Genomic DNA, 25,461 nt, shown 5'->3' on the forward strand with positions numbered 1-25,461 from the left:
TCCTTAGTTTTTCATTTTGGGATCAAGAGCATCACGCAGTCCGTCCCCGACCAGGTTAAATGCAAGTACTGTTAAAAAGATGGCTATCCCCGGAAAATAAACGATATGTGGAGCAATACTTAAATAATCCCGTCCCATACTTAACATTGCGCCCCAATCGGGCTCTGTTGTTTTTGCACCCATTCCGAGAAAGCTCAATGAAGCAGCGGCCAAGATCGCTCCGCCAATCTTCATGGATAGATTAACGATAATGCTGGGCACGGTCTCAGGAAAAATATGACGCCAAATAATCCGGCGATGCTTCGCTCCCATGGAACGAGCCGCTTCCACAAACAATGTTTCTTTCGCAGACAGCGTTACGCTCCGAATAATTCGGGCGAACGATGGAGTACCAAAGACTGCAACTGCGATAACAACGTTGGATAGACCCGGACCGAGAATGGCGACGATCCCAATGGCAAGCAGCAAGTCAGGAAAAGAAAATAGTACATCACTGCCACGCATAATTATCCGATCTAGCCAACCGCCATAATATCCGCTTAACAGACCTAGGATAGTTCCAAGTACACCTGCGATTAAGACGGAACTGAGACTGACCGCTAAGGTTAAGCGAGTACCATCAATCAGACGGCTTAGAATATCACGGCCATATTCGTCTGTCCCGGCCCAATGTGCAGCAGAAGGACCTGCCATAAGAGCATCGTAGTTTGGTTCATCAGGATTATACGGGGTGAAAAATGGCCCGAAAATTGCAATTAGGAATAGCAATATAATAAAAAATGCGGCCACAAGGGGCATCTTTTGTTTACTGAACTTACGTAAAAAAACACCCATACGGCCTTTTGTTTTCTCCGGGGCCAGTACCTCTCCGGGTAATGGAGATTTTGCTCCCATCACCGCCGAATTGTCACTCATGATATCCCTCCTGATCCTAAATTCACCCTATAAATCTATTGAAATTCTGCTTCTTAGTCGCATTAGCTACTGAGAAAACCTTATTTTCGGATTAAGTACGCCATACAATAAATCTACTAATAGATTGATAAGAATAAATTGTGTAGCAAACAGAAGCAGTAAGGCTTGAATGACTGTATAATCCCGGAACAAAATGGAGTCTACTAGCAGCCTGCCAAGACCCGGAATACTGAATACCGTCTCAACCATTACAGAGCCGCCGAGCAGGAACCCAAACTGAAGTCCAGCTACGGTAACCACCTGAATCAAAGAGTTGCGCAGCGCATGCCTGCCGATAACAACATACTCGCGTAAGCCTTTTGCACGTCCTGTACGGATATAATCCTCCCGAAGGGTCTCCAGCATAGATGACCTAGAATAACGGGCCAACATAGACATAATTCCCATCCCGAGTGTAATGGAAGGAAGAATATAGGACTTCCAGGAATCAACACCACCCGTTGGAAACCAACCAAGCTCTACCGAGAAAATTTGAATGAGTACCAAGCCTAACCAAAATCCAGGAATAGACATCCCTGAAATGGCTGTCAACGTCCCTAAATGATCCGGCCACCGATTGCGATAAACGGCTGAAACCACGCCAATTAGAAGACCAATAATTAGAGCCCAGGCCATACTAAGAAAAGTCAGCCACAACGTAGGCATTACTCTGCTTTCCAGCATGTCAGTAACCGGGATCCCTGAACGGATCGAATTGCCCAGATTCCCACTTAGCAGATCACCCATGTAGTTTATGTATTGCTTCCACAAAGGCAGATTGAGACCCAGCTGCTCCTGAATTCCACGAATCTCTTCAAGCGTGGCATCTTTACCGGCAATAAGTCGGGCTGGATCGCCTGGGATTAAGTGAATAAACAAAAAGACAAGCACCGATACAATGAACAACAGCGGAATAACCCCGAGGAGTCTTTGTAAAGCATATCTACCCAACTCATAAGCCCCCTTCAGTATCGACAAATGATTTAGTGAGGCCGCTTCCCACCATACTACAGAAGCGGCCTCGTTCATTTCTTGGGATATTAAACCTAACGTTTGTTTAGCATTATTTCACTTCTGCATTCAGGACATTAATGGAACCATCCGGGAAGACCTTAACTCCTTCCAGATACGATCTTTTGCCTGAGATGATTTGGTCGACGCCCATGAATGCCCATGGAGCATCTTCCCAAATTGTTTTTTGAATATTGCCATAGATGGATTTAGCCGCTTCTGGATCAACAGATTTATTCGCCTCAGCGATCCATTTGTCTACATTTTCATTTTTGTAATAGGCTGTATTTGAGCCAGCAGGCGGGAACATTTCACTACTGAACAACCCTCTGGTTGCACCATCTGCATCACCTGAAGACGGAGACCAGCTGACATACCACATTTGAATTTTTGCTTCTTCTGGTGTCTTAGCAGAGTTAATTTGGTCGGACAATGTGCCTCCTTCCATGGATTTCACGTCTACCTTAATCCCTACAAGTGCTAGCTGTTGCTGAATAAATTGCATACCCTTCATAGTTTCGGATTCATTTTCACCCCAAATTTCGGTTTCGAATCCATCAGGATAACCTGCTTCAGCAAGCAATTGTTTAGCTTTTTCAATGTCATAGTCATAACCTGTTTGCGGGGAATAGTATTGTGTTTTGGAAGACATCGTGGAATCAAGCTTAGCACCAAGACCCGATTTCACAACTTTGATATAAGCTTCTTTATTGATAGCATAGTTAATGGCTTGACGTACCTTCACATCATCAAAAGGTTTTTTCATCGTATTCAACGTTACATAACGGACGATTGTCGAATCGATGGTATCTACAGTAATTCCTTCAAGACCTTCAACCTCAGATACTTGCTCCGTTGGCATTGGATAAATAAAATCCGCCTCGCCGGTTTTTAGCATGGCTATCCGTGATCCATTCTCTGGCACAGGTCTAAAGGTCACACTATCCACTTTTGGCAAGCCCGCTTGCCAGTAATCAGGGTTCTTAACGACAACCAAGCGGTCGCCTTGCACCCATTCTTTGAACTTAAATGGTCCCGTCCCTACAGGATTTTTCGAAATATCGGTGCCATTTTCTTCTAAAGCTTTCGGACTAATAATAGGTGCCATAGCTACTTTATTTAAAAATGCGTTGTACGGCTCACTGAGTGTAATAACCACGGTTTTAGCATCAGGAGTCTCCACTTTCACTACCTTTGCGAAGCTTTTGCGCAGTCTCAGATTGTTCTTCTCATCTTGAATACGGGCGATGTTTACTTTAACCGCTTCAGCATTAAAGTCAGTACCGTCTTGGAATTTAACATTCTCTTGCAGCGTGAACGTGTAGACCAACCCGTCTTCACTTATGGAATGGCTTGCGGCAAGAACAGGAACCACGTTCATATTCTCGTCAAAACCCATCAGACCTTCGTACATCGTTCTGGCAGCGCTGATTGAATGCGTATCGCTTGCGTTATGAGGGTCCAGCGTAATAAAGTTAGAATTGATGGCAATTACAATGTCTTTATCATTCTTTGTAGTTGGGGTGCTAGTTTCAGTTCCACCAGCAGTATTGCCTTTTTGTCCCTCGTTGCTCGCTTTGTTGCCGCACCCTGCAGTCACTACTACTGTAATAAGCAGCAGCATGAACATTGACCATACTTTTCCTTTTGCTTTCATTTTTTACACTCCCCTATTCAAACGATGTATTAGAAAAGCTTCTAGTCCGATTAATCACCAAACTTGAAGATTATTCTTGACCTTATGCTCTAGATCTCCCATTGAAATACAGCACGGCGTTCGCCGACTACAGTACCGCCATCATTAACAATCGTGTTAGGCACGAGTGCATATAGGCGATCAATTGTGTCTTGATTGCTGTAACCAATACGTTCTAGAATCGATGCGATAATACATGGCCAGACTTGTTCTGATCCGTCGGATACTTTCAGTGATATACCCATTCGTTCCTTACGGAGTCCGATACCGTATACCCCTTTTGCTCCACCCTTAGCCGTCAGATTGTCATCCTTCAGGAGCTCTGAGCATACAAATTTCGTGTCAGCAATCATAACCGGGTTATCGTTCATAAGTTTTGCAATGGCAGCGGCTGCGTTACGTATATCCGTATCCTCAATTAAATCGGGACACGCTAGCTTTAGATAGGAATAAGCGATTTTATGAAGCGGAAGTGCGAAGATAGGAAGTCCACAGCCATCAATACCTTGCGGGATGGACGCTTTGGGAACTTCAGCGATATAAGCCATCATCTCAAGAATCTCCTGTTGTACAGGATGGTTAGGATCGTAATAAGTGTTTATATCCCAACCCATATATTTGCTAAGGCCCATTAACCCTGCATGTTTGCCTGAGCAGTTATGAAAGATTTTACGAGTGGGTTCATTTGCCCGGTGACGTTCTGCTTTGGCTTCTTCATTCAGCGGGTATGTAGAGCAGCAATGTAGTGACTCTTCTTTTAATCCCATTTTCTGAAAAAGAGCTTCAAGCGCTTCAATATGGAAGGCTTCTCCCCGGTGTGAAGCGGTAAACAGCGAAGCTTCTTTACTTGTCAAACCATATACTTCATCGATCCGGCGTTTCATTACCGGCAAAGCTTGGAATGGCTTAGCAGCAGAGCGAAGATAAGTCATATGCTCCGGATCGCCTGCTTTGTACAAAATGTTGCCCTTCTCATCAACTACACTAACTGCACCATAATGCACATTCTCCAGCAGGCCACCACGATATTCTTCTACCAATGTTGTAAATCCCATCTGTACAACCTCCCCAGCAGTAGTTAATTTAATCTAAGGCAAAAAATCGATTCTGCGATAAAAGTCCCGATCCTATAATTACACCCTTCTCATTCAGCAACGAGCGATGAATCGTAAAGGAACCACGAAGCGGCTCCCAGGTAAAGCGCGAGAGGTACAGCTGCTCAACTTCTTCGTATATATCCGGGAATTTGTCCACGAGTTCTCCACTTAAAATCACGCTGTCGGGGTTATACATGCATACGACATTATTAATGGTGATGGCCATATACATGAGTGCACGGTCGATCAAGTGAATCGCCCATTGTTCTCCTGCATGTTTTGCTGCGAATAACTCCTCAATCGTACGGATCGGGCGAATCCGATTAGCTTCAGATAATAAAGAACTGATATTTATATAGGTCTGTAAACAGCCCGCTTTGCCGCACTCACACATCATTCCGTTAGGATCTACTGTCGTGTGCCCAATTTCACCCGCACTGTTCATCACCCCTCGATAAATCTCTCCCTCGAGAATCATCGCAGAGCCCACGCCTTGACCGAAACCCAATAATGCCGTACGGCTGGAGCCGACTGCGGCTCCTTTAAGATGTTCAGCAAGAGCCCTTACTTTCAGCTCATTGTCCACAGCGATTTCAAAACCTGTCAGCTCTTTCAAGCGTTTGGCTAACGGCACATTTTTCCATCCTAGCTGAACAGAGAAGACAACAATTCCTTCTTCGTTATTCACAATGCCGGGAAGTCCAACGCCAATACCCACGATGCGTGTTCTGTCAATCACATGCTGCTGGAACAATTGCTCAATGGCTTCATGAATCCGTTCCAGCGTTCGATCCGGGCTTTCGTCTGGTGTACGGGGAAATTGACTACTGCAGATAAGCTGTCCTTGTAAGTCCACAATTCCAATAGACATAAGACTGCGATCCAGTTCAACGCCAACCGATAATACAGAAGCGTCCATCATACCTATTAACGTTGATTTCCGACCTAATCCTGATGATACCTGCTCTGAATCGAGTAAATATCCTTCCTCCGTCAACTCTCCGACAATTCGACTTACAGTCGTAGGACTCATACCAGTCTGTTTAGCAATAGAAGCGCGAGAAATCGGTTGTTGATTTTTTATAATTCCGAAAACCGTTAAACGATTTTGTCGCTTCATAAAATCCTGATCGTGCTTTTTCACGGGCATTCTCCTAATTATTTTCTCCAGTGCATTAATTGGATTAATAAACCACAAAAACAAGAAAATATTTGCAAATAAAGCGCTGATAATGTATTCTTTGATTTAAATTTTAATTTAGTTTCTCCAGTGATGGGATTAATAATAAAGGGTCATGGTTTATGTGTCAATATAAATGACATATTTTTTATTTAAAAATAAATGTAAGCGGTTAACGAAAGATAACCAACACAAAAACCACTCAATATATAACACATACATAACATACAAGCCCATGAATTAGCATTTAATTTGAATCTTGAACCTATTAATTGGAATAGAAAGACTGAAAGTGGTATTTTACTTGGATTAATGTGAGGGTGTGTGAATCGATGGTAAATTGAAGGTAACACTCGCATCAAAAGGAAACTCTCAAAAAGGAGGTAGCTTTTGATGCGAAGTGAGTTAGTTACATCGAAGGTGCTAAAATCATTGAAACTCAACGGTCTTAACCGCTGCGTCCTCTTGGATCATCGATAACAATTGTACTGGATTAAATGATTCAGGCAATCTTACAACGATTTCTACGTTTAATTCGGATTCTACACTGTTATTTTCAGCATGAAAACTTAGAACAGCGATTTTGTGTTCTTTAAGCAACTCTTGAATTCGGCCCATAGCGCCTTCTGTGTTAGCTAGACTTATAACGAGCTGTTGGGTTTTTGGTGCGGCCAGCCAGCTGTTACGACTGTGTAAGATCTTTTGCCCAAGTAAAATGATTATCGTTGCTCCTACGCCAAGAATATAAAGACCAGACCCTATAGCCATGCCCACTCCGGCTGTTGCCCAAATCCCTGCAGCAGTAGTGAGCCCTTTGACTGTGTGTCTTTGCATAAAAATCATTCCTGCGCCCAAAAAACCTACTCCGCTTACTACCTGAGCAGCTATCCGAGCGGGATCAAGAGAAAGATTAGGCCAATCCGCTTGATCCTGAAACCCATATTTGGAGATAACCATCATAAGTGCAGCACCTAAGGCCACAACAAAATGTGTTCTAACTCCAGCTTCTTTCATCCGGCTTTTGCGTTCATATCCAACTAATACGCCACAAATTCCCGCGCCAATTACACGAAGCAAATACTCAAACTCCATACCTTCACCTTCTTTCATCATGATATGTATGTTGGATTAGTACCACGTAGGATAAAGTCGATAATCTATTTATTGTATCACAAACAAAAAACCATAATACGTCCTCTCGCATTATGGTTAACTCGCTTTTTTTAATTTTATACTTCTTAGTTCGTATCGGAAGCTAACAAAGAGCAAATCTCCGCATCTACAAATCTACCTTTTTCAAAAAAAGATTCGCGCAACAATCCCTCATACTTAAAGCCCGCTTTCAAAAGAGACTTCTTGGAGGCAATATTAGCCGGATCATAAAACGCCTCAATTCGATGGAGCTTCATATGCTCAAAGCCATACGCAATAATCGCTGTCAGGACTTCTGTCATCACACCCTGCCGCCAATAAAGTGGAGATAATTCATACCCAATCTCTGCTTTGAAATTTCTGTGCGCCCAGTTATGATATCCGCATGAACCCATCATTATATTATCCTCACGCCTGGCTATTCCCCAGCGAATACTTTGTTTGCCTTTGAAACGTTCATCCCATCTTTCGATAAGGTTGATCGCTTGCTGTATATCGGTAAAGCTATCCAGATCATAATACTGGGTCACTTCATCTTTTGAAAAATAATTATATATTTCTTTAGCATCATCCAGTGTAATTCTTCTCAAAATAAAGCGGTCTGTTTCGAGCACAGGAAATCCTTCAACGTTACCGATCATATTTTCCTTAAGTCTCCTCTCATTTCTCTAGTAGTACAGTTCGTCGTGGAAAGTGAAACTTCCTTTAGGATATAATGTATTTTATAAACTAGTGATTTTTTTCACCTTGTAATCATTTGTTCATATTGCGTTCTTAATTGCTTGATACACTTCAATCATAACGATAACTACAAAGGAGATATTCTTATGAAAAAATTGTATTACACGTCTTTTTTCTATGCAATTCTTGGTTTGATAGCCGGAGTGGCCTATCGCGAAATTACTAAAATGAATGATTTCACAGGAGATACTATATTAGTTGCGCTTCACACTCACATTCTAGTCTTAGGATTCTTTTTCTTTATTATTGCTATGATCTTAGACAAGTTATTTAATATCCATGAGGCTAAATCTTTTGGTGCATGGTACATTGTCTATAACATTGGTCTTCTAATCACGATTGGTGCAATGGCTACACGTGGAATGCTGCAAATTAACGGCAGTGATATTAGCTTCCTGCCCCATATTGCGGGGCTTGGTCACGCCATTGTTGGGGCTGGAATCATCTGGCTGCTTGTGCTACTCGGTAAACGAATTAAATAATACAGAAAGAGCCGCCAGGATCACTCCAGCGGCTCTTTTAAATATCCCCTGCTTCCGTTACGGAGCAATTCCCCATACGAGAGCATCACTTTGATAAAGCGTCACTTTATCCCAGTTAGTATAAGCAGTTTTAGTAGCATCATAGGAGTAGTCATTGACTTCGTTAAAATTAGTCCAATCTGATTTATATATTCTGAGTTGAATATCTCCGGACTGGCCTCCAGCTGGAATGGAACCAGACGAAGAAGCAAACGAAAGTTCAACGTAAGTGTCTGCATTCGTGCCAGTGTAGTCTGCAAAGGCGACTTGAACATTATTATTGCCGATCTGTGCCCAATCAATTGTGCCATTTAACGTCTGATTACTATCTTTAGTGAAATAATAACGGATTTTAAGATCGCTTAAGTTCACTGCGGTTGTGCCGTTATTTTTAATATTAAAATAAGGTTTGATCTGATTGTCTGTCGCATTAGTATCTCCCGCCCGATACTGCAACGTCAGACTAATTGCTGCCGGAACTTGTGGAACAGCACTCGCTTGTGCCGAATTCACACTCTCTCCTGTACTATTGGTTGCGCTTACAACATAGTAATAGGTTGTTCCGTTCGTTAAGCCCGTGTTGATGTAGCTCGTTGCCGTTAGCCCTGTTGCTACAGTGGTGTACGGCCCTCCGCTTGTGGTCGCACTTTTCACAGTGTAACTAGTCGCACCACTGGATGCACTCCAGCTCAGGTTTACTTTTGCATCTCCTGCTGTCGCTACCAAATTGGTTGGCGCCGCGGGAACAGTCGCCACTGCTGCTGGAGCCGCACTCGCTTGTGTAGAATCCGCACTCTCTCCCACACTATTGGTTGCGCTTACAACATAGTAATAGGTTGTTCCGTTCGTTAGGGCGGTGTTAGTGTAGCTCGTGGTCGTTAGCCCTGCTGCTACAGTGGTGTACGGGCCTCCGCTTGTGGTTGCACTTTTCACAGTGTAGCTAGTCGCACCATTGGATGCGCTCCAGCTCAGGCTTACTTTTGCATCTCCCGCTGTCGCTACCAAGTTAGTGGGTGCCACTGGAACTGTCGCCACCGCCGCTGGGGTCGCACTCGCTTGTCCCGAATTCACACTCTCTCCCACACTATTGGTTGCGCTTACAACATAGTAATAGGTTGTTCCGTTCGTTAAGCCTGTATTGGTGTAGCTCGTTGCCGTTAGCCCGGTTGCTACAGTGGTGTACGGCCCTCCGCTTGTGGTCGCTCGTTTTACAGTGTAACTAGTCGCACTGCTGGATCCCGTCCAGCTCAGGCTTATTTTTGCTTCTCCCGCTGTCGCTACCAAGTTAGTGGGTGCCGCAGGAACTACAGTGCCCCCTCCGTTACTCAGAGGAATTACAGGGTAAGCATTCTGTACCAGCTGAACAAATTGATCATGGAACCAGTGGCCTGATACAGGCGCATTAGGTAATGCACCGGTCAGTGTGCCGCTTGAGCTGGTATAAGTCGGATCACACATTCTGTCAAAGCCCTTGCCCTCATTATTTGGAATGGCACTGCTGGAGCCGTCAGATTCTCCCGGAGGTTTCACCCAGACGAATGCATCCAAATGTGAGGCTGCATAACCTGCGGGTGCTGCTTGTGGAACTTCTCCAATTCCGGCGCCGCTGGCATTACACCAATTGCCGCGATGGAGACGTTTATCAATCCGACCGGAATCCGCATAAGCGTTAACGGTTGTTCCGCTTGCACTAGTCGGACGATTTGGTCCTCCCCACCCGTTACGGGAAGTATCAATAAGGAAGCCGATCGTGGAAGGCCAACCTTTTGCTACAAAACCTGAATACAATGCTGCTGTGAAATCGGCTTCATCAAAATACGGATTCCATTCATAATAACTTGCAGAACGAAGCTGCTGGCTGCCTACCGTAAGATTCGGATCTGGAAGATTAGGTTCTACTAGTGGAGTGGTATTGGCTGTATTCGTAATGAATCCATCGACACTAGCAAGTCCAGCTGTAGTGCCTGACACAACCGAAGTAAAGAGGTCTATAGCGGGGCCACGGTTAGTATCCCATCCGAGCCAGCCGGAGTGACCAATATCCATGTAAGTATACACATTTGGAATGGCATGGAGAGCATTTAAAGTGTAACGTGTAGCATCACGGTAAATATTCGTGGAGTTAGCTTGAGCACACTGTGGTGTGCTGAGATTGGTAACTAGATTCGGAAGCGAATCCGGCTCTACGATCGTCACTATACGAATGTCACTATATTTGGGCTTTGCAAAAATACTGGCGATTACGTCAACATAATCTGATTTGTAAGTTGTCAAACCCGCTGCTGTCAGTGGCAGCTCGCCATTGGAGGCCAAAGCGTGGCAATCCCGCCCAGGCATATCATAAATTACGAATGTGGCTGTAATCGGCGTGTTGGGTTGCTTTTGCGCGAGTACGGAATCTAATGTTTCCTCAAGACTTTTTCTGCCTCCGTTTTCTGTCCCGCCATAAATTGCAGCAATTCGATCCAGCCATACGGCTGTCGGATATTTTTTAATGGTCTCCATCTTGGAAACTAAAGTACTATCGGTAACCTGAGCAATAGAGGTATCAATCAGTGCGGCATAATCAGGATTAACATATGCTGTAGCTCCTACAAACGGATTGTCAACATGCGCCTCACTGGCATACGTGGTAGAAGGAGCATATCCGGTGATAACTAAAGCCATGATCGTAAGCAATAACAACATTTGCTTCCTTAGTGCTTTTGTCATTTATTATTCTCCTTTCGACAATTAAATAAATTCGTAAATAATTTATTAATAGCCACGCGATGCTACAATTGCAGTATTCACTCCTTTAAAGAATGGTCACCTCCTCTATGCCTTACCCGCACTCATCATCACCTCCTCTCCGTTTTAAAGATCTAACAAGAGCCTAAATACCCTAACTATTTAACATAAATATAATTTTATTTAATTTATAGAAAATTATCCCTTTTCTTGAATACTACCATATCCTATTTTTAATTAGAAGATAGTAGATGAAATAAAAGTTTAATAATGAGACTATAAGAATATTTGTTTATAAACTGGTAAATGATACAATGTGGAAGTGACAAGGTATTTTGAATTTTAAGTATTTTCGAAGTAACGCTAACAAACCTTTAAGGAGTGAAAAAAATGTCCATCGATGTTTATCTTAATTTCAATGGGAATTGTCGTGACGCAGCAGAGTTTTACGCAGAGGTGTTTGGCACTGAACGTCCACAAATCATGACCTTTGGTGAAACACCACCCGATCCCAATTTCACTCTTCCTGAGGAAGCTAAAGATTTGGTTATGCACACCCGCTTGAATATCGAAGGCAGTAATGTAATGTTTTCTGATGTTTTTCCAGGCATGCCTTTTATCGAAGGAAACAATATTAGTCTTTCCGTAGTTAGTAAGGATTTAGATAACATAAAGAAATATTTCGATAAGCTTCAAGAGGGCGGTAAAGTAGTTATGGAACTGCAAGAAACCTTCTGGAGCTCTTGTTATGGTAGTCTAAAAGATAAATTCGGCATCGACTGGCAATTCAATTATGATGACGGACGAATGAATATGTAATAAAAAACAACGGGCATGGAGTAACTAACCTCCTGCTCGTTGTTTTTTTTGTTTTTCGCTTAAATTAGTCCATAATCAAATCGTACACACTAACCTTCCGAATTCGCCGGGCAACAAGCATAGACACCGCATAAGCAACTACTAGAATGGCTGCACACAATAGCAATACTTGAGGCAAACTAACCGCCAGTTGGACATTATAAATCCCTAAACTCGAGAGCAATAGTACAAACGCTGAGTCTGAGAAAAAATACCCCCCTATGCTCCCCAAAGCTACTCCCACCACAATCACCGGAAACAGACTAAAGGTAATCTGCGTCATCAGATTAAAAGTGGTATAACCCATTCCTTTAAGAATGCCGAACTCACGTTTCCGCTTCAGAATCAAAGTCTTAATCACTAAATACAAAATCAGACTGACTACTATAATCGTCACCACAGTGATGACTGCTGTCATAGAAGATACTGCAGCAGTGAATGTACTGAGCGTACTATCAACCGTTTCTCGAATGTTAGTAATGTTCCATTGCTTAGGGAAGCGTGCTTCCAGATCCTTCACAAAAGCTTGCGCATCTCCCCCCTCTTTCAGATACACATTGATGGACAGAGGGGTGTACTCCGGTTGAAGTCTTCTCATTCCATCACCGGTCATACTCGCCACCATTCCAAGTTGGCTAATCTGCTGGCTTAAGCCAGTAACCAAATAATTCTCCGTCACACCATTAAAAGTGATCGGGACCTCGTCCCCTATTTCTGAATTTTCCAACATAGCAATAACACCGGAAATCACAATTTCATTATCATAAATTGGCTCTCGCCCTTTGTATATGGTTTGTGTCTCCAGCTTGCTATAATCGTCAGATACCCGGAGCATAAAGCTGGTGTTCTTAATGGAAGCGACCATGCTATCCAATACAGTCAACTTTTCAACCCCTGGCATGGCTTCTAATTCTGTAAACTTCCCCTGCTGTAGGTCACCGTTTTTCGGCAATAACAAAAAGTCGCTGCGTTCTATACCTACCAGTTCTATAACTGCTGAGGTGTCTCCCTTAAAGTTGAAATTCAATATAGAGCAAAAAATACTAGAAAAGGTTAATCCGGCAACGATCAATACGATCATCATATTCTGTTTCGCCTGCCTTACTAAAGCTTTAAGGCTTAAGCTGAATTGCAGATTCATCCGGGATGTTTCCAGTGGCATTGGGTTCCGCTTGAAATTGTGAGTGAGGATTCCGCTCTGCAGAGCTGTAATCGGAGTAATGTTCCGAATTCGCCGGCTCGACAGATAGGTAACAAGTAGCACTAGTCCAGAGACAATAACCAAACTAAGCACTGCACTGACCCCTTCAAAGGATATTGGCCACAGAAGTCCGATTGAAGACGAAATCATATTCCCTACCAACGGCATAACCAGCCCAGATAACCCGCCTCCCGGTATAGCTGCAATGATGGAAACTGAGGTGAACTGTAGCAGAAGCGCATTTTTAATCTGCCATGAAGTATAACCGTTAGCTTTTAAAATACCGATGTTCGTTAAATTGTCTTCAATATGCCCCAATATTTGAAACCTGATGACAATAAGCGAGATTAGAACCATAATCAGTGCAAATACGATTAAAATGGCTGCTAAAAGATTAACAAAAACACGGTTTCCTTCGAGCCCAACCTCTGCCCGCATGACTTGAAATTGATCCGTACTTCCTGAGGCAAAAATCCGCTCACTAAGCATTTGCTCCAGCTTTACATCCTTTGAAGGATCGGTTAAATCTGCTGATAGAAAGCTGTACTGAGCTTCAGTTCCAAGACGTTCCCCCAACTGTTTATAACCTTCATCATTCAAAAATACTTTTAAAGCTCCATTAGTTAACGTCCCTAGCAACGGCTCCTCAATAAAGCCACCTATAGTATAAGAAAATGAGTTATTATCGTATACAAAAGTAAAAGTATCCCCAAGGTTATACCCCGATCCAACATGGAACAAATAAGGCAGATAGATCATATTCGCATCCTTAGATCCTGGTGGAGTCGTTGTCTTGAACAGTCCCTTGGTCCGCGGTGTATCCATGTTAAGAATTATAAAAGCTACCGTAGTGTCCGTTTGTCCGTACTTCATTTTAGCATCTGCTAACAGAATTGCTGCTTCATTCTCCCAGGATTCTGTATATGAATAACTATCCACAAGCTCCTCATACTCTTCTAGATAATCATCTTTTGGAAAATATGCACTTATTTCTGGAGTCCTTAATTCAGTCATTTTTTCTTGCTGGAAGGAATTGAGCTTCAAAATGACCGTAAGACCAATGTTCAGCAGCAGCACAGCTATCATGATAAGAATGAAGAGCGTAACCGTAGCACTTTTTCTTTTACGAATATTGGACCAAGCTAATTTTCCTATTAGGCTGCTCATCCCTACCACCCCAATTCGGTTAGAAAGGACTGTAATTGCTGCTGCCGTTCAGGTCCGTTATCTTCGCTATAAGGGGTAAGACGCAAATCTCCCACGATGACTCCATCCCGCAAATACAATATCCGATTTCCACGCAACGCGGTTTTAAGATCATGAGTAACCATAATTATACTTTGCCCTTGTCTATTCACCTCAGTAAGGACGCGCAGTACACCTATTCCTGCTGAACTATTTAACGCACCCGTCGGCTCATCGGCGAAAACCGCTTTTGGACTGTTGATCAATGCCCGGATAATCCCCGCCCGCTGAGCTTCGCCACCTGAGATTTGCGCCGGAAACTTGCCCCAGACAGAGTCATCCAGACCTACATCAGAGAGTAGCTTTTTGGCTTTTTTTACAGCCCCTGCTCTATCCTTTTGTACAAGAAAAGCACTTGATAATACATTGTCGAGGACACTCATCGTATCCAGCAGATGAATCTGCTGAAACACGAACCCACAATTCTTCCGCCGGAATATCGCAAGCTGATCATTACTCATGGCTGTAATATCCTGACCTTCAAATAGAACCTCTCCAAGTGTTGGCTTATCCATACCCGAAATGGCATACAGCAGTGTTGATTTACCAGAACCAGAGCTGCCCATGATAATCGTAAAATCACCATGATATAAGGTCAGATCCAGATTTTTCAAAACATGCTGCTGAGTTCCTCCATGGGAGAAGGTTTTTCCAAGCTTATTAGTCTGCATCAGCACTTTATTATTCACTTCGCTCATGTTGAACACTCCATTTACATTCATGCTCATTAATTGCGCTAAAAAAAATCATAGCTCTACGCGAAATATAATGGCTGCAATCACAAGCTCATTCGTAATTGCAACCTTATCGTACGTTAAATGTTCTTAACATGTCTTTGTGCAATCCTTAGCTAATTCTTAATTCTGTCCTGCTAAAGGAATTAGCAGTTTGACTGTAAATCCGTCCTCCCGATTGGAGCACAGAATATCGCCTTGCATTTTTTGCATCATATAACGGGAAATGTACAGGCCTAGACCTGCACCATTCTGGCTCACGGCCAGACTGCCCCGAAAAAATTTATTGAATACTAAAGGCAGCTCCTCTTCAGGAACCCCGGGACCATAGTCCAGAATATCTACCTCCAGATAATGATCCGTGATCTCGAACTTAATATCTATGGGTGTGTCTGTGTAGGCATATTTGTAGGAATTATTCACAACATTATCGATCACCTGCTGCAACCGCAAGGGGTCCACCGTAATGAGACAGTCAGGCACAGATGCTGCTGAAATCCGTTCATAGAAATTTACATTATTTATAATTTGGATCAGCAGGTGGCTTTGCTCTTCCGTTAAGCTGACTTTAAGTTCATTTAGTTCCTCCAAGGTCGAATGGAACATATCAGTCACCAGACGATCAATCTGATCTGCTTTGGAGTACAAAGTGTTAAGCTGTCTGCCGGTCTTCTCATCCCTTGCGCTTAATAACATCAGTTCCGTGATCGCCTTTAACGAAGCAACGGGTGTTTTAATGTCATGACTGAGACTAGCAACCAGTTCCTTTTTACTTTTATTCGCCAAATATTCGCTGTGTCTAGCCGCTGCAAGCTCTTCCCGCATCATATCAAAGCTTTCGGTAAAAGCACCAAACAGATGATTACGATCCATCTCCAGCGGCACTTCCAGATCACCTCTCGCGATATGCTTCGCGAATTGCTGCATTTTGCGGAACGGACGGAGAACCGATCGATTCAGGAACCAAATATAGAGAACGCCTAGAACCGTAAGCAGAAGCAGCATCACAATAGAAACTTGTATAAATTGTTTTTTCATATGTATAAAGATCGCACGGTAATCATTATTAATAATCACCTTCCCCACCATCTTATCCTGAACAAAAACGTCCACTAGAGTATCCCGATTATAGATGGCTTCGTTAACAGTAACGGAAATCGCATTTCCCGTCTGATATTTAAGTACTCCCGTGGTATCGATAATGGCAAATTCATAAGGACTTTCCTTGTACAGCTTCGGATCAAGCTTGTCCCAGTTCTGTTCCGTGAGCTTCACAATGGTATTGATCGCCACTCTATCTGTTCCTGTCTCCACCTGCAAATTAAGAATTAGGAAGGTGAGCGCTAAACTTGCGGCAAATATAGTAAGCAGAAGGGCCAACAGCAGTTTTTTTGTCATAACTATTTGTCCTCAAAAGCATAACCGATGCCCCATACTGTACGGATGTACTGAGGATCATTAGGATTCTGCTCAATCTTCTCACGTAGATGACGGATATGTACATTTAAGGTGCCATCCCCCGCAAAAACATCTCCCCATACCTCAGTAAATAACTCCTCTTTGGGGATTACCCTATTTTTCTGCTGAATCAAATAGCTGAGCAATTTATATTCCATCGTTTTCAGCTTGAGAGCTACGCCATTAAGGCTTGCCCTCCTAAGTTCGGGGTCTATCTGGATAGGGCCGGCTTGGAGGATAGCTGCCTCAGCTATAACTTCGTTATTGTGGCGTTTAAGCACCGCCTTCACTTTTGCGAGCAGCACTCGCAGGGTATACGGCTTATGAATATAGTCATCTCCTCCGATATCAAGAGCAATCAATACATCATCTTCACTGGAGCGGGCACTAATAAACAAGATGGGAATCCCCATCGTCTGACGCAGCTCTTTGCATAACTGGAAGCCGGATTCACCGCCTAAATTAATATCTAGCAGTAACATTGAGACCTGATGCTCACGTAAAAAGCTTCGACAGGCATCAGCGCTTGTAACAAACGCGGTTTGAACATCGAACAAATTAAAATATTCGCAGGTGGTCTCCGCAAGTTCAGTTTCATCATCAATAATTAAACAATCATATCTCATGGATTTCTCTCCGCTTCAACAGAATTTAGTATTATGTTAGAATATGCCTTTAAGGAGGGGTTACCTGTGGATAAACAATCCCAGCGTCTGGAGCAATTTTTAGATAAATACGAACAAAGCTGGCCATTGAGCGGCACAGTCTTGATAGCTCAGCATGGAGAAATCAAGCTACAAAAAGCATATGGGTATGCGAATCTAGAACATCAGGTCCCGAACGCTATAGATACCAAATTCCGGATCTGGTCGCTAACCAAGTCATTCACTGGCATGGCGATTCTGATGCTAAAAGAACAAAAACGTCTGCGACTGGAAGATCCGATCTTAAAATATCTTCCTGAACAGCATGCATTCGAGGGGATGACCATCCTTCATCTGCTGGGACATACCTCGGGTATAGCCAACTACACTTCTCTACCCGAATATAATCAAAAATTAAATAAACTGAAGCTGACTCCCTTGGAGATGTTACAGCTATTTGTGAGTCAACCGCCTGCATTTATGCCTGGCACATCGTTTTCTTATAATAATTCAGGCTATTATTTATTGGGGATGATCATTGAAAAGATTACTGGCATGACATTTGAAGATTATATCACTACTTTTATATTACAGCCTCTTGGCATGGTAAATACAGGAGTTTATAACAATCAGCAAATCATTTCAAAATTAGCCTCACCTTATCATTCCTCATGGGGAGAGTATACTCAGGGTGAATACATACATATGAGCTCTATCCTGTCAGCGGGTGCTATGTATTCGACGGCTGCTGATCTTTTCCTGTGGGATCAAGCTTTTTACTCCGATCAATTAGTGTCTCACGATACTCTGGAGATGGCTTTTCATTCAAGTAATCTCAAATATCGATTTGGTTGGTTTTTGGACGAACGTTATGATCGTAAAAGAATGTATCATGGTGGTGCTTATCGCGGCTTCCGAAGTGAAATGCACAGATATCCAGAAGAGCAGACAACCGTCATCATGTTGACCAATTATGATTGTGTCCCCATTACTAAGTTAACGGAATCTCTATCTGGATTAGTATTCGGTGAGCCTGCTGAAATGCCGATATTCCCGCGAGCCTTTCCACTTGATGATAGCCTGTATGCTGAATATATGGGGACCTATGAGGGATTTGGCTGCAAAGCGAGCGTAGAGCGTAGGGGCCAGGACTATTATTTTGTCTGGAATGATGAAGAGGTTACACCGTTCTATCCTATCTCAGAAACAAGATTCCATCATACCAAGCATGACAGTGAATTTGAATTTAAACGGAATGAACAGGGTGAGCTTTCATTTCTGGGGATGAAAAAAAACAAACGAGTGCCGCAATAGCCATAAAATAGCTACTGGGCACCCGCCTTTTTTCAGCTAAGGCCTAAGCCTTGGCCAAAATTATAAATTGCGTGAGCATCACGATTACCGCTGAAGACACCCCCAGCGAATTAATGATTGTTAAAGCATTTGGATAACTTTCTTTCCGAAATTGTGAGAACAAAGACACCGTCCATAACACGCTGAAAAATAACGACGACAACCCAGATACAGCTTCACTATCAATTCGTCTGCTCCGGAGAAACAATCCGGCAAGGGTGGCGACAGTATAAACAATATATATTACTAGCTCTATCGATGTGATAACGATCGCCTCGCCGGCAGAGAACAAACGCATTAACAAGTATTGAAAACCTAAACAGATAAACACAAGCTGGTTAAAAGATAGTCTCTTCACTCTCATAGCTTAGCTCCTTTAGGATATATTTTCACAAAAGACAACGCTTACATTGTACTAGTGATTGAATATATCTTCTGTGACTTTCCATACCCTGCCAAATATTAGTCAGATAATATCCTCATATACAAAAAAGGAAGTACACTTTGCGAAAAAGATCCGCAAGGCATACTTCCTTTTTTTACGATTCGATTGTAGATTTAGACGGAATGGGACATCTTAGTTCCAAAATAGAATGAACAGTGGATTTATAAGATGTTTTCTTAAAATTAGGAGGTCATTGCTGTGAGAAACAAACAATCCATTGTCTTCGTGACCATACCATTATCCGAGATCAAGAAGTTCATCCTTATTGATATTGTTGCTGGATGGGTCTTTTATTTTGCTATAAAATTCCCCTTCCATTCCTTAATTGCCGCCTCTGCCGGAAGCATGTTTGGTCCTATCCTCATACGCCAATCCATGAAGTTAGTTCAAAATCGCGCCAAGTTTTAAGGTTTTAAGAACTGCTCAATCTGTTTTTTATGATGCTTATCATGTGGGATAAAACTTCTCAAGTACTTGCGAACGCTGAATTTCTTGCGATCTCCATCCTTATATTCCTGATTGAATTCCTCTTCCGTTAACCCTGCAGCTACATCTATGATTTTAGTTCTATAACGTACAAATTGTTCAATTAATGTTTGTTCAGATAATAATTTAGCATATTCTACAGCGTTAGCATTAAACTCGTTAAAATCCAACTGCTTGGTTGTGATCGGTTCCCGGAGAATTATTTTCTTAATCGCACCTTCATAAAAATATTTATCCCATAACATAAGATGACAGATGATATCCTTTAAAGTCCATTTACCAGCTGCAATAGGCTGATTCCAATGTTTGTCTGATACTTCACCTAAAGATTCTACGAACGGGATGAGGGACTTAAATTCGAGTAACATTTGCTCATTTGTTTTTGCAGCCAGAGAGATCAACCTCCACATGAAAAATAAAATAATTCAGTCACAACATCTATGCTGCGTCATCCGCAGAAGCTGCGGACAGATCCGTATCGGTAGAGTCAGGATTCAGCCAAATCTCAATCAACTCATGGGTACGCTTCACATCATTTTCGTCAAGCATGTAATACCATTGATCCTTCCGTCTGCCCTCACCCTGCAACATATGGCTTGTGATCTCAGGAGTACCCCCTTCAAGAATTACTCTTTTCGCCAAATCAAGAATAAAGTCTGACTTCATATTGGTTTGGAAATTACTGCCTGCTATTTCGATGATTTTCTGTATATTAAGGATATTATCTACTCTCTTCATCCGTTCAAGCGCAGATTTCAAAAAGATCCGCTGCCGCTCCGTTCGTTTAAAATCAGAATCCTCGCGGTATCTTACATACATTAACGCTTCAGCGCCAGAATAAATCGGTTTGTTCGGTTCAATTCTTAATTTCTCATGATCCGGGCTCTTGTTCTCAATCACCTTGGTAATCGGAAGTTCAACACCCCCTAGAGCATCTGTAACGCCCACAAGACCGTTAAAATTAATAGTAGCGTAATATTCGATAGGCGCGTTTAATAAATTTTTAACGGTGTCTACACTCATCTGAGGACCGCCATAGGAATGAGCTGCATTAATCTTGGTTTCTTTCCTAGCTCCTTTAACCTTTTCCGCTCCGATAATTTCTGCATAGGAATCACGAGGGATCGACACGAACAATACTTTATGATCAACTGGCCGGATCACAGTATATATAATCGAATCAGAAAGCCCGTTCTCTTTTCCCCGCTGATCAGTACCCAGTAGGAGGATAGAAAATGGACGATGCTTGTTATCCGCCGTTGGTTGTAATCCAGGAGCTTCAGCGTTTTCATTATTTTCTAAAGGAACGTATGATCCATCAAGCGTGTGTTCAATAGTCGGAGCCACAACATTATTAAATCCGAAAATCAGCAGTTCTTTACGAAAAACATAAGATCCTAGCCCAGCAATAAGTACGATAGCAAGCGTAAATAACCAGATCTTTTTTTTCTTGCTGGTCTTAGTTTTCTTCTTCACCTTTTTTTTCTCAATTCTACTTAAAGAAAATGAAGAAGCTGAATGGGTAGTCTGTTTATTTTTCATTCGGATCCTTAACCCTTCCTGATGACGGATTCTACCAGCCGATAATAGGGAATCATGTAGGTTGTCTCAAAGCCTAATCTATGCGCTAAGTTGAAAGAACCCTCGTTATCCAGACGACACGCCCACACCGGCTCAAGCTGATGTTCTAGACAGTATTCTATTAAGGCTGAACAGACCGCGTAGGCATAGCCCTTCCCCCGATATGCTTCTGAAGTTTCTATGCCAATTTCCAGTTGATGCTCATTAACAAAACCCGAAAATGCCGTAGAGGCAATTTCCCCAGCGTCAAGAATATTGAAGCCCAGCCCCTCAGCAAGAAATTGCTCTTCATTCCTCCAAAACGCCTTAGGATTGACACCTCCTGTTGCCGCCAAAAACCGTTCTTTGTTCATTCGCACCACTTCAAGGTCTTGGTTAAGATAAGAAGCTTTCTGTTTCAGATATTTCTCGCAATTAAAGCTGAAGTTGACCCTTGTATTTCTATGGAGCATTTCCTGTTCACTCCAATGAGCGATAACTTCCGTCCAGCCTCCCGCTGGATCAGCCTGCAGCAACTCTTGATGATGCCGAATCATATTTTTATTGGTTATGTAATCAAAAAGATCGCGCTTAAACTCTTCATTATCCGACTCTCCAATTAATAAAGACATTCCACAAGGGTGTGCAATGTAAAAAGCACGCGGGTTAACGATATCGTCAACATATACGCTGCCAGGTATGACTTGTTTAACCACGGACTCAGCAAACATCGTATTTATTTTCACTTTTCCTAAAGGCTCAATAGCTTTGTAATAATCGTTACGCTCTAGTCGTTTCATAATTTTCTCCTTAGATCTCACGTAATGTTTTGATAGATAACCACCAGTATGTGAGGATATTTTTTTGCTGGATGACACTGTTACCTAAAATATCCCATTATTATAGACGATCTTAGGGTCGATAAGTTTCTATTTATAAGAAATTTGTGAGACAAAAAAAGACCATATCCTATCAAGGATTGGTCTACCCTATTTATTAATGATGATCTTAGGTTTTTTTCACAATCATATCGATCTCACTCTTGAGTAAAAGATATCTGACGACACTTCTCATGATCGGAACTTTAGTCAACTTATGCTGATCTACATAACTTTTCATTTGGTCTTTAGACAGCCCGAGCAAGCTTCCCGCTTCAGACACCGTCAATACTTCTTTGTTACTTGTAGCGTTAAAGGTTTTCTTAACTTTTAAATTCCAGTCTTCAAACACCTGCATTTACATCCGCCACCTTTCTATAAAAAAATCCCCAAACGATACGTTTGGGGATTCATTTTACTACTTACAGTTTTACAACATTCTCAGCTTGTTGACCACGATTACCTTGAACTACGTTAAATTCTACACGTTGTCCTTCATCCAGGGACTTGAATCCGTCACCAGTAATTGCGCTGAAATGTACGAATACATCTTCTCCACCTTCAACCTCGATAAAACCAAAACCTTTGTCTGCGTTAAACCATTTCACTGTTCCTGTTTGCATAATATAATTACCACCTTATTTTTATTTACATGTTATTCTTATCCTCAAAAAATCTCTTGCAAAATCTCTAAAAAAATAAAAATTCACATATGGTACAAGGTTATTAACGTCTAAAGAATAACCCTCTACGCTATGTGAATTCGCCAGGTAAATACTTTCGATAGATTGATTATAACACAGCTAACACCAAATAGATACTCTTCTGCATTATGAAGAAAATGGGAGGTAAGAAGGAGCTGTGCCATAATTGATTCTACGAGCGGAGACTGACCTCCTCACTTTCAAAATCCTAAAATCAACAAAACAGCGATTCTTCTGTTATCGAAGAATCGCTGTTCAGCGTTTTTTGGTCATTCGCGGCCTGCTACGACTACACATTCATTATCCTACGGGGCTTTCGGACTCGGTAGACGTTAGTTACATGTTTTTATTCTTTACCGCTAGATTTCGGACTCCAGTGACGCTATTCCTTGGAAAGAGGCTCATAATAAGCATTTTTCAGGCCAATAGCTGCACTGGAGTCCGATAACATTCCAAATATCGGATAATCGTACGTTTAAGGACCACTGTGTCCGTTAGCAGATTACTAAGCGTATTTTCCAGTGACTAAGCATGTGCTTTCGACACAGCAGTCATTTTCATAGTTTTAGGTGCCAGCCCTTCTCTATATTTGAAAAGGCAATCTAAATTTTAAAGTAAGATAATTTATCCAACAGGTCTTGCACCATTGAGCTGAGTGACTCCGACGAGGCTGAGATCTCTTCCATAGAAGCAAGCTGCTCCTCAGAGGCTGCTGCCACACTTTGGGAGTCAGAGGAAGCTTCCGAAGCAAGATCGGCTAATTGTTTAACGGTAACTGAAATTTGCTCCGTTCCCGCGGTCATCTGCTGTGCAGCTGCTGAGACCTCTTGGATCTGATCGGTTACCTGTGTCATCTCTGTCAGAATCGACGTAAATAAAAGATCACTATCAGATACACTCTGCACACCAAGAATTACTTTTTCATTGCCGACAGCCATCGCTTGTGAAGCTTGATTAGTATCTTGCACCACATCTTCAACCAAAGCAGTAACTTGTTCGGCAGCTTTTTTAGTCTGATCTGCCAGCATGCGAATTTCTGAGGCCACCACCGCAAAACCTCGGCCATGTTCACCCACTCTGGACGCCTCAATAGCCGCATTTAGTGCCAACAGATTGGTCTGTTTACTTATGTTCGAAATCAAGCCGATAATCCCGCTGATCTGAGCAGATCGTTCGCCTAAACGTTCAATCGCCAGACTCGTCTCATCTACAGACAGCTTTAACTCCGACATTTGATTCACTGCCATTTGCAGCTGGGCACTGCCCTTTTTCGTCTGATCGGTAACTTCATCTGCAGATGCAGATACCGATGACGAAGAGTCAGCAATCCGTTGCACTCCAACATTCAGCTCGCTCATCGCCATTGAAGAATCACCCGCATAATCACTCTGCAGCTGCGCTCCTTCGGCTACTCGTCCAATTGCCACAGCAATTTGTTCAGCAGCTTTCCCAGTCTGCTCAGCGTTAGCTGTCAGCTCTTCAGAGGTAGCTCCCACGGACATTGATAGATCAGCGACAAGTCCAAACATTTCTCGAAGCTTATGGGTCATATGATTAAAATGTGTAGCCATTTTCCCGAATTCATCATCATTTCGAACCTGCAGGCTTTGAGTCAAATCCCCCTGAGACATCAGCTGCAATTTCTCAGATAACAAGCGAAGCGGTTTAACTACCATCAACCATAGTTGAAGACCAACAATAACAGCTAAAATCAAAATCCCAATAATCATAATGATAAAAAATTCTGTTTTAGCTTGTTCATAATCAGCCATGATAACATCCTTAGAGATCGCTGTCTGTGTGTACCAGACCTGGTCACTTCCAGGCATTGGTATCGGAACAAAAGTCCGCAGCACGTCTTCTCCCTTGGAATTTATCGTGTATCCCAGTTTGGCCTCCCCATTCTTCACACGCTTCCACAGTACTGTTTTATCTTCTGTATCACCGAATTCTTTGAGTACACTTTGAGGATCATTTGGGTTGGCTGCATATTTGCCATTAGCAGTGATTAAAGAAACATAACCTCCCAGAGGTTTATAGTTAACGGCTTCTTCCTGCAATTGGGTTAACGAAACATCGAACCCTACAGTCCCCAGAAATGCACCCGTTTTATCCAAAATTGGCAGCATGACCGAAATCATCTCTATAGCTCCACCAGTCGTCTCATAGGAGTAGGGTTCAATATATACCGGTTTTTTCTCTTTTTTTGGTAAAAGGTAATAATCACCCGCACCTTCTACATCATAATTCTTTAAGGGTTCAACCTTTATTGCACCTTGATTTCTAAAGACATAAGGAATAAAACGCCCCGTACCATCATCATATGGCATCTTATTTATATTAGCCTGATCGTTCTGATCAAAAGCATTGGGTTCCCATAATATGCTCATCCCAAAAATTTCTGGTCTGTGCTCAAGCATAGTTTTCATTGTAGAAACAACATCTTCACGGTCCAAGGTTTGACGTTCTCTTGATTCAAGGAGTACTTCAGCGAGCGCTTCACCCGTCGACTGAATGTCTATCATTCTATTCTGAATGGTCTCCGCATAACTTTTTCCTGCGACCTCTGCCTGAAGTTCACCGTTGGATATGCTCACACTACGCAGATTAGCCAGGTTTGCGACTAAACTAAAGAAAAAGATCACAATAATTACTAAACTTACCACCATAACAAATTTAAACGTTAATGAAAGCCTTCGATACAATGCCATCTGAACAACTCCACTCTAGGATAATATATCTTTAATCGACAAAATACGACCTCTATTCAATAGGACTTATTACCTATAATTCAAGGGGTGAAAATTTAAAAT

At 42.4% G+C, this 25,461-nt stretch carries 23 protein-coding genes; 4 read left to right on the forward strand and 19 right to left on the reverse strand.

The window, feature by feature from the left end; all coding sequences use genetic code 11:
- Positions 1–3: 3 nt before the first annotated feature.
- From MHH50_RS20085 to MHH50_RS20115, 7 genes are all read right to left on the reverse strand, one after another.
- Positions 4–915 (reverse strand): ABC transporter permease subunit, encoded by a 912-nt coding sequence (locus tag MHH50_RS20085; RefSeq protein ID WP_076307629.1) that lies wholly within the window; start codon positions 913–915, stop codon positions 4–6.
- A gap of 66 nt (positions 916–981) precedes the next feature.
- Complete coding sequence (locus tag MHH50_RS20090; protein ID WP_036689023.1) at positions 982–1,905, reverse strand: ABC transporter permease subunit; 924 nt, start codon at positions 1,903–1,905, stop codon at positions 982–984.
- A 112-nt stretch (positions 1,906–2,017) separates the two neighbouring features.
- Complete coding sequence (locus MHH50_RS20095; RefSeq protein ID WP_076278750.1) at positions 2,018–3,622, reverse strand: glutathione ABC transporter substrate-binding protein; 1,605 nt, start codon at positions 3,620–3,622, stop codon at positions 2,018–2,020.
- A gap of 89 nt (positions 3,623–3,711) precedes the next feature.
- Complete coding sequence (locus MHH50_RS20100; protein ID WP_076281469.1) at positions 3,712–4,716, reverse strand: asparaginase; 1,005 nt, start codon at positions 4,714–4,716, stop codon at positions 3,712–3,714.
- A 28-nt stretch (positions 4,717–4,744) separates the two neighbouring features.
- Entirely contained in the window at positions 4,745–5,902 is a 1,158-nt protein-coding gene (locus MHH50_RS20105; protein ID WP_076307628.1) for an ROK family transcriptional regulator, read from the reverse strand.
- Between the two features lie 465 nt (positions 5,903–6,367).
- A complete protein-coding gene (locus MHH50_RS20110; protein ID WP_244886359.1) occupies positions 6,368–7,051 on the reverse strand; it encodes an MgtC/SapB family protein in 684 nt (227 codons plus the stop codon).
- A 125-nt stretch (positions 7,052–7,176) separates the two neighbouring features.
- Positions 7,177–7,731, reverse strand: coding sequence for a GNAT family protein (locus MHH50_RS20115; protein WP_076306963.1), 555 nt, complete (start codon positions 7,729–7,731; stop codon positions 7,177–7,179).
- A gap of 186 nt (positions 7,732–7,917) precedes the next feature.
- Between MHH50_RS20115 and MHH50_RS20120 the strand changes: the two genes are divergently transcribed.
- Positions 7,918–8,313 carry a DUF2871 domain-containing protein gene (locus MHH50_RS20120; protein WP_076129897.1) on the forward strand — a complete coding sequence of 132 codons (396 nt, stop codon included), beginning with the start codon at positions 7,918–7,920 and terminating at the stop codon, positions 8,311–8,313.
- Positions 8,314–8,370: 57 nt separating this feature from the next.
- Here the strand turns inward: MHH50_RS20120 and MHH50_RS20125 are convergent, their stop codons facing one another.
- Positions 8,371–11,019 (reverse strand): glycoside hydrolase family 6 protein, encoded by a 2,649-nt coding sequence (locus tag MHH50_RS20125; RefSeq protein WP_340034627.1) that lies wholly within the window; start codon positions 11,017–11,019, stop codon positions 8,371–8,373.
- Positions 11,020–11,472: 453 nt separating this feature from the next.
- On the opposite strand from MHH50_RS20125, the gene MHH50_RS20130 reads away from it, so the two are divergent.
- A complete protein-coding gene (locus tag MHH50_RS20130) occupies positions 11,473–11,901 on the forward strand; it encodes a VOC family protein (RefSeq protein ID WP_076307627.1) in 429 nt (142 codons plus the stop codon).
- A gap of 64 nt (positions 11,902–11,965) precedes the next feature.
- Here the strand turns inward: MHH50_RS20130 and MHH50_RS20135 are convergent, their stop codons facing one another.
- The 4 genes from MHH50_RS20135 to MHH50_RS20150 all read right to left on the reverse strand — a co-directional run bounded on the left by MHH50_RS20135 (position 11,966) and on the right by MHH50_RS20150 (position 17,204).
- Positions 11,966–14,308: an ABC transporter permease gene (locus MHH50_RS20135; protein ID WP_076307626.1), complete on the reverse strand. Its 2,343-nt coding sequence runs from the start codon at positions 14,306–14,308 to the stop codon at positions 11,966–11,968.
- A gap of 2 nt (positions 14,309–14,310) precedes the next feature.
- Positions 14,311–15,084 (reverse strand): ABC transporter ATP-binding protein, encoded by a 774-nt coding sequence (locus MHH50_RS20140; RefSeq protein WP_076183127.1) that lies wholly within the window; start codon positions 15,082–15,084, stop codon positions 14,311–14,313.
- 159 nt (positions 15,085–15,243) lie between these two features.
- Positions 15,244–16,518 carry a HAMP domain-containing sensor histidine kinase gene (locus MHH50_RS20145; RefSeq protein WP_076278755.1) on the reverse strand — a complete coding sequence of 425 codons (1,275 nt, stop codon included), beginning with the start codon at positions 16,516–16,518 and terminating at the stop codon, positions 15,244–15,246.
- Between the two features lie 2 nt (positions 16,519–16,520).
- Positions 16,521–17,204 (reverse strand): response regulator transcription factor, encoded by a 684-nt coding sequence (locus MHH50_RS20150; protein ID WP_076129903.1) that lies wholly within the window; start codon positions 17,202–17,204, stop codon positions 16,521–16,523.
- Between the two features lie 66 nt (positions 17,205–17,270).
- On the opposite strand from MHH50_RS20150, the gene MHH50_RS20155 reads away from it, so the two are divergent.
- Positions 17,271–18,536, forward strand: coding sequence for a serine hydrolase domain-containing protein (locus MHH50_RS20155; RefSeq protein WP_076307625.1), 1,266 nt, complete (start codon positions 17,271–17,273; stop codon positions 18,534–18,536).
- Positions 18,537–18,579: 43 nt separating this feature from the next.
- On the opposite strand, the gene MHH50_RS20160 is transcribed toward MHH50_RS20155, so the two are convergent.
- Complete coding sequence (locus MHH50_RS20160; RefSeq protein ID WP_036685802.1) at positions 18,580–18,939, reverse strand: hypothetical protein; 360 nt, start codon at positions 18,937–18,939, stop codon at positions 18,580–18,582.
- 279 nt (positions 18,940–19,218) lie between these two features.
- Between MHH50_RS20160 and MHH50_RS20165 the strand changes: the two genes are divergently transcribed.
- Entirely contained in the window at positions 19,219–19,428 is a 210-nt protein-coding gene (locus tag MHH50_RS20165) for a hypothetical protein (RefSeq protein WP_076100132.1), read from the forward strand.
- Here the strand turns inward: MHH50_RS20165 and MHH50_RS20170 are convergent.
- From MHH50_RS20170 to MHH50_RS20195, 6 genes are all read right to left on the reverse strand, one after another.
- A complete protein-coding gene (locus MHH50_RS20170; RefSeq protein WP_076307624.1) occupies positions 19,425–19,916 on the reverse strand; it encodes a DinB family protein in 492 nt (163 codons plus the stop codon). The two genes, MHH50_RS20165 and MHH50_RS20170, sit on opposite strands and share 4 nt — an antisense overlap.
- A gap of 28 nt (positions 19,917–19,944) precedes the next feature.
- A complete protein-coding gene (locus MHH50_RS20175; RefSeq protein ID WP_081388211.1) occupies positions 19,945–21,048 on the reverse strand; it encodes an LCP family protein in 1,104 nt (367 codons plus the stop codon).
- Between the two features lie 8 nt (positions 21,049–21,056).
- Positions 21,057–21,866: a GNAT family N-acetyltransferase gene (locus MHH50_RS20180; RefSeq protein WP_076307623.1), complete on the reverse strand. Its 810-nt coding sequence runs from the start codon at positions 21,864–21,866 to the stop codon at positions 21,057–21,059.
- Between the two features lie 208 nt (positions 21,867–22,074).
- On the reverse strand, positions 22,075–22,302 hold the full coding sequence (locus MHH50_RS20185) for a hypothetical protein (protein WP_038572358.1): 228 nt from the start codon (positions 22,300–22,302) through the stop codon (positions 22,075–22,077).
- Positions 22,303–22,366: 64 nt separating this feature from the next.
- Positions 22,367–22,567, reverse strand: coding sequence for a cold-shock protein (locus MHH50_RS20190; RefSeq protein ID WP_036685790.1), 201 nt, complete (start codon positions 22,565–22,567; stop codon positions 22,367–22,369).
- 683 nt (positions 22,568–23,250) lie between these two features.
- A complete protein-coding gene (locus MHH50_RS20195; protein WP_076307622.1) occupies positions 23,251–25,359 on the reverse strand; it encodes a methyl-accepting chemotaxis protein in 2,109 nt (702 codons plus the stop codon).
- Positions 25,360–25,461 lie beyond the last annotated feature (102 nt).

It is taken from the genome of Paenibacillus sp. FSL H3-0302 (assembly GCF_037982245.1).
GTDB classification, from domain to species: domain Bacteria; phylum Bacillota; class Bacilli; order Paenibacillales; family Paenibacillaceae; genus Paenibacillus_AQ; species Paenibacillus_AQ odorifer.

What these genes read in the sequence shown, in the direction of transcription:
- MHH50_RS20085 (WP_076307629.1), bottom strand. Translation starts at nt 915, where the DNA reads ATGAGTGACAATTCGGCGGTGATGGGAGCAAAATCTCCATTACCCGGA.
- MHH50_RS20095 (WP_076278750.1), bottom strand. Translation starts at nt 3,622, where the DNA reads ATGAAAGCAAAAGGAAAAGTATGGTCAATGTTCATGCTGCTGCTTATT.
- MHH50_RS20100 (WP_076281469.1), bottom strand. Translation starts at nt 4,716, where the DNA reads ATGGGATTTACAACATTGGTAGAAGAATATCGTGGTGGCCTGCTGGAG.
- MHH50_RS20110 (WP_244886359.1), bottom strand. Translation starts at nt 7,051, where the DNA reads ATGATGAAAGAAGGTGAAGGTATGGAGTTTGAGTATTTGCTTCGTGTA.
- MHH50_RS20115 (WP_076306963.1), bottom strand. Translation starts at nt 7,731, where the DNA reads ATGATCGGTAACGTTGAAGGATTTCCTGTGCTCGAAACAGACCGCTTT.
- MHH50_RS20120 (WP_076129897.1), top strand. Translation starts at nt 7,918, where the DNA reads ATGAAAAAATTGTATTACACGTCTTTTTTCTATGCAATTCTTGGTTTG.
- MHH50_RS20125 (WP_340034627.1), bottom strand. Translation starts at nt 11,019, where the DNA reads ATGGCTTTAGTTATCACCGGATATGCTCCTTCTACCACGTATGCCAGT.
- MHH50_RS20130 (WP_076307627.1), top strand. Translation starts at nt 11,473, where the DNA reads ATGTCCATCGATGTTTATCTTAATTTCAATGGGAATTGTCGTGACGCA.
- MHH50_RS20135 (WP_076307626.1), bottom strand. Translation starts at nt 14,308, where the DNA reads ATGAGCAGCCTAATAGGAAAATTAGCTTGGTCCAATATTCGTAAAAGA.
- MHH50_RS20140 (WP_076183127.1), bottom strand. Translation starts at nt 15,084, where the DNA reads ATGAGCGAAGTGAATAATAAAGTGCTGATGCAGACTAATAAGCTTGGA.
- MHH50_RS20145 (WP_076278755.1), bottom strand. Translation starts at nt 16,518, where the DNA reads ATGACAAAAAAACTGCTGTTGGCCCTTCTGCTTACTATATTTGCCGCA.
- MHH50_RS20150 (WP_076129903.1), bottom strand. Translation starts at nt 17,204, where the DNA reads ATGAGATATGATTGTTTAATTATTGATGATGAAACTGAACTTGCGGAG.
- MHH50_RS20160 (WP_036685802.1), bottom strand. Translation starts at nt 18,939, where the DNA reads ATGAGAGTGAAGAGACTATCTTTTAACCAGCTTGTGTTTATCTGTTTA.
- MHH50_RS20170 (WP_076307624.1), bottom strand. Translation starts at nt 19,916, where the DNA reads ATGTGGAGGTTGATCTCTCTGGCTGCAAAAACAAATGAGCAAATGTTA.
- MHH50_RS20175 (WP_081388211.1), bottom strand. Translation starts at nt 21,048, where the DNA reads ATGAAAAATAAACAGACTACCCATTCAGCTTCTTCATTTTCTTTAAGT.
- MHH50_RS20180 (WP_076307623.1), bottom strand. Translation starts at nt 21,866, where the DNA reads ATGAAACGACTAGAGCGTAACGATTATTACAAAGCTATTGAGCCTTTA.
- MHH50_RS20185 (WP_038572358.1), bottom strand. Translation starts at nt 22,302, where the DNA reads ATGCAGGTGTTTGAAGACTGGAATTTAAAAGTTAAGAAAACCTTTAAC.
- MHH50_RS20190 (WP_036685790.1), bottom strand. Translation starts at nt 22,567, where the DNA reads ATGCAAACAGGAACAGTGAAATGGTTTAACGCAGACAAAGGTTTTGGT.
- MHH50_RS20195 (WP_076307622.1), bottom strand. Translation starts at nt 25,359, where the DNA reads ATGGCATTGTATCGAAGGCTTTCATTAACGTTTAAATTTGTTATGGTG.